This is a genomic window from Mycobacterium sp., assembly GCF_049281135.1.
GTDB lineage: Bacteria > Actinomycetota > Actinomycetes > Mycobacteriales > Mycobacteriaceae > Mycobacterium.
Genome location: NZ_JBAPRN010000236.1, coordinates 1 through 3,913, shown reverse-complemented (window position 1 = coordinate 3,913; position 3,913 = coordinate 1). Strand labels below are relative to the sequence as shown.

Genomic DNA, 3,913 nt, shown 5'->3' with positions numbered 1-3,913 from the left:
GTGTACGGCCGCGATCCATTCGGCACTCAGGCTTGGGTCGTTGAGGTGGCGGCGGGTGTATTCGAGGATACGCAATCGCAGAGTGACCGCTAGCGGCGCGACGCGGATCTCGTCGGCTTTGAGGTGCGTGGCGATCACGGCCCTGACCAATTCGATACTCGGGTGCCCGATGAGGTCTGCGCCGGGGGTGGTAAGTACTTCGGGGTCTGCCGCCAGGCGACGGAGGTAGTCGTTGGTCAGGGAGGTCAGGGGGTGTCCGGGACTCAGTGACACTGCGCATGCCTTCCGGATCATGTGGTGCGGCATCGCCAGGGCGGAGTGCGGTATCCGGAAGAACTCTCCTGTCATGCCGGTGTCATTGAGCAGCGTGTACGGCGCGGTGGAACCAGACCCACGTCGGTCGCTAGTTCCACACCGTCCGAACCGACCATTCGGCGTGGGGGACACCCTGCACCTCACCGGACCGGTCGACGACCACCGTCATCAACTGCACGGCGATTCCGCTCAGCCGACCGTGGTGCGGATCGACGGTGGGAATGGTGACCGCGAGTCGGCTGTCCGGCCGGTAGAACGTCGTCGCGGGTATGGCGGAGTCCTCGTACACCCGCAATAACCACCAGGGCGCCCGTCCGATCGACGGAGGCACCGAAAGCTGCACGGGGTCACGGGAATTCACCGGCAGCTCGCCCTCTGTCTCGGGGATGTCGCAGTCGGTCAGGTTGAGCACATTGCAATAGCGGTAGGGGCCCACCCGGGTCAGGTGGCCGTGTGAGTACGCGCTGATCTCGGGGCGCTGCGCACTGTGGTCACGCGCAAGTGCCCAGGCGCCGACTCCGGCGGCGACCGATGCCAGCACCACGATCGCGAGCAGCACGGCGACCGCGGGCTTACCCGTGGACTTCACGGCCGCGGCACCGCCGCGGTGGTCTGCTCGCTGCGCTCACCTTCCTGCTCGACCATCACCGGCCGGTTGCCGCCGAGACCCGGGATCAGCGAATCGCCGTGGAAGCTGACCACGGTCTGCGCCAAGCCCAGGATCAGCACCGACTCGACGACGCTGAAGCCGACCCACAGATCGGTGTAGAGCAGCACGCCCAGTGCGCCGCCGAGCACCCACGCCAGTTGCAGCGTCGACTCCGAACGCCCGAACGCAGACGCGCGTGATTCCTCGGGCAGGTCGTCCTGCAACGATGCGTCCAAAGCCGCCTTGGCGATCGCGCTCGAACCCGACGTGACCAGGGTGGCGATCGCGGCCATCAGCAGGTTGCCGGCCACCGCCGCGGCCAGCGCGATACCGGTCACCGCCAACGTGCAGCGCACCACCAGAACGGCGGGCCGGCCCAGCCGCAGCCGCGCACTGGCGAAGTTGCCGGCGAAGTTACCGACGGCGGCGGCCGCGCCGATCAAGCCCAGCATGCCCAGCTGCACCCAGCCGTTGGCCTGATGCGCCTTGGCGACGAACGCCGGATACAGGAACAGGAACCCGACCATCACCTTGATTGTGCAATTGCCCCACAGCGCGGTGATGATGTTGCGGCCCAACGGTTGTCGAAGCGAGCCGCTTGCCCGTCGTACCTCATCGGGCCAATTGCGGCGCTGCCGGCCCTGGCGGTAGCTCAAAGTGGCGGGGACTTCGCCCGCAGTCACCTCGACCCAGCGCGGAATCCGCATGGACAGCCACGCGCCGGCCACGGTGACGGTGATGACGACGAACAACGCTCCGGGCAACTGGAACAAACGGTCGCAGCCGTATTCGATTCCGCCGGCGATGCCGCCACCGACGATTGTGCCGCCCAGCAGTCCGAACATGGTCAACCGGGAATTCACCCGGACCAGGTCGATCGACGGCGGCATCACCCGCGGTGTCACGGCGCTGCGCAGCACGCTGAACGATTTCGACAGCACCATCATGGCCAGCGCGCAGGGGTACAGCACCCAGGACGGGAAGCCGCCGGTGGCGGCGTCATAGCTGTCGATCAGCACCACCGCCAGAACGGTCCTCAGCGCGAACGACGTTGCCAGCGCGACGCGGCGTCCGTGCTGCAACCGGTCGAGTGCCGGCCCGATCAGCGGCGCGATCACCGCGAACGGCGCGATGGTGATCAGCAGGTAGAGCGCCACCTTGCCTTTGCTTTCCCCGGTGGCTGCGGCGAAGAACAGCGTGTTCGCCAGGGCGACGGCCATTGCGGCGTCGGTCGCGAAGTTGGCCACCACCGGCCAGGTCAGCGCCGTCAGCCCGGATTTGTCGGCGCCGTCGGCGGTAGCGGCCCGATGCACCATCGAGTACATCCGCGAACCCATCTCGCGGCTGCGCTGGGCTGCGGCACGAGTGACGGTGACCCGCTCACCGCTGCCGGAACCGGCGCGCGGCGGCTCGCGACGAGGCTCGGTGCCCGGTTCGCGACTCAGCGGCGGCAGGTACCGGTTGGAGCTGGGCATCGGCGGCGGGCGTTGCGACCGGCGGTGATCCGGCTCGCCGGCAGGGTAGTTGGCCATGCCTGGATGCTCGGCCGTCGGGCCTGTCCGACCACGCCGGCCGGGAGCCGAACCCGGGTGCTCACGGCGCCGTTCAGACATACATCGATTCTCACCCATGGTGGCCGTGGTCGTGCGCAGGCGACCGGTGTGGCCGTGAGTCGCAACTGTGCGGCAGAATCAGAGGCCCATGGAAACAACGGACGACGCGACCGGATCGACCGCGCAGGCGGCAACGGCGACCACGACGGAGTGGTCGCCCGAATTGGCGACGGTCCTGACTGGTGCTGACGAGCTGGCGCGGACCGCCATCATCGAGCACAGCGGCGACGACACGGTAGGTGACTACCTCGGCGTCGGCTACGAAGATCCGACCAGCGCCACCCACCGTTTCCTCGCACACCTGCCCGGCTATCAGGGCTGGCAATGGGCGGTCGTGGTGGCCAGTTATCCCGGTGCCGACCATGCCACGGTCAGCGAGGTGGTGCTGGTACCCGGGCCCGAGTCGTTGCTGGCCCCGCAGTGGGTGCCCTGGGATCAACGCGTCCGGCCCGGCGACCTGAGCCCCGGCGACCTGTTGGCGCCGCCGGCGGACGACCTGCGGCTGGTGCCCGGTTACACGTCCTCCGGTGACCCGCAGGTCGATGAAACCGCCGCCGAGATCGGACTGGGACGACGCACGGTGATGAGTGCCTGGGGCCGGGCCGAGGCGGCGCAGCGCTGGCACGACGGCGACCACGGCCCCCGCACGCAGATGGCGCAGTCCACCAAGCGCGTCTGCCGCGATTGCGGATTCCTCTTGCCGCTCGCCGGTTCGCTGGGGGCGATGTTCGGGGTCTGCGGCAACGAGATGTCGGCCGACGGATCCATCGTCGACTTCGAATACGGCTGCGGCGCGCATTCCGACACCCCCGCACCCGCGGGAAGCGGTTCGCCGATGTACGACCCGTACGACGACGGCGTGCTCGAGGTCAGCGAGGCACCCGCCGACCCGACTGAGGCGCCGGAGGAAGTCAGCGAGGCCCCCCCCGAGGCCAGCGAGGTACCCGCGGAGCCCACCGAGCCACCCGCGGAGCCCACCGAGCCACCCGCGGAGCCGAGCTAGCTGTTCTCGGCCGCGGCTTTGATCTTGGCCAGCGAAGCGTTCATGCCGTCGACGAGTTCCCGCTCGAAGTTCGCCGTCCCGCCCATGAACGTGTTGACGGCCATGCCGGACACCGGCTTGACGCCGTTCTCGGCGTGCCGGCTTTCGATCACCCTGGTGCCTTCGGGGATGGGCTGCAGCTCGTAGCTCCAGACCGTGTTGTTCATGTTGACCCGGAACGCCAGCTTTTTGTCCGGCACCAACTCGAGGACGGTGGACGTCGTCGGCCAGACCAACAGGTTGCGGCGGTTGAGGTTGAGCGTCCGGCTGCCGGGGCGGACCGCGCCCAGCGGC

The 3,913-nt window shown here is 68.5% G+C and carries 4 protein-coding genes and 1 pseudogene; 1 reads left to right on the top strand and 4 read right to left on the bottom strand.

Annotated features, from left to right (window positions below; genetic code table 11):
• The 3 genes and pseudogenes from WAN02_RS09545 to WAN02_RS09535 form a co-directional block, all read right to left on the bottom strand.
• Positions 1 to 348: pseudogene (locus WAN02_RS09545) on the bottom strand (hypothetical protein); the annotation flags it as partial.
• Between the two features lie 55 nt (positions 349 to 403).
• Positions 404 to 904, bottom strand: a complete 501-nt coding sequence (locus WAN02_RS09540; protein WP_422263908.1) for a DUF2771 domain-containing protein — start codon at positions 902 to 904, stop codon at positions 404 to 406.
• On the bottom strand, positions 901 to 2,577 hold the full coding sequence (locus tag WAN02_RS09535; RefSeq protein WP_422263907.1) for an MFS transporter: 1,677 nt from the start codon (positions 2,575 to 2,577) through the stop codon (positions 901 to 903). The genes WAN02_RS09540 and WAN02_RS09535 overlap by 4 nt, the downstream gene beginning before the upstream one ends.
• An 88-nt stretch (positions 2,578 to 2,665) precedes the next feature.
• Here WAN02_RS09535 and WAN02_RS09530 point away from each other — a divergent pair, with 88 nt between their 5' ends.
• Complete coding sequence (locus WAN02_RS09530; RefSeq protein ID WP_422263906.1) at positions 2,666 to 3,580, top strand: DUF3027 domain-containing protein; 915 nt, start codon at positions 2,666 to 2,668, stop codon at positions 3,578 to 3,580.
• Here WAN02_RS09530 and WAN02_RS09525 read toward each other — a convergent pair.
• The coding region (locus WAN02_RS09525) for an SRPBCC family protein (RefSeq protein ID WP_422263905.1) at positions 3,577 to 3,913 on the bottom strand (337 nt) is incomplete at its 5' end. The two genes, WAN02_RS09530 and WAN02_RS09525, sit on opposite strands and share 4 nt — an antisense overlap.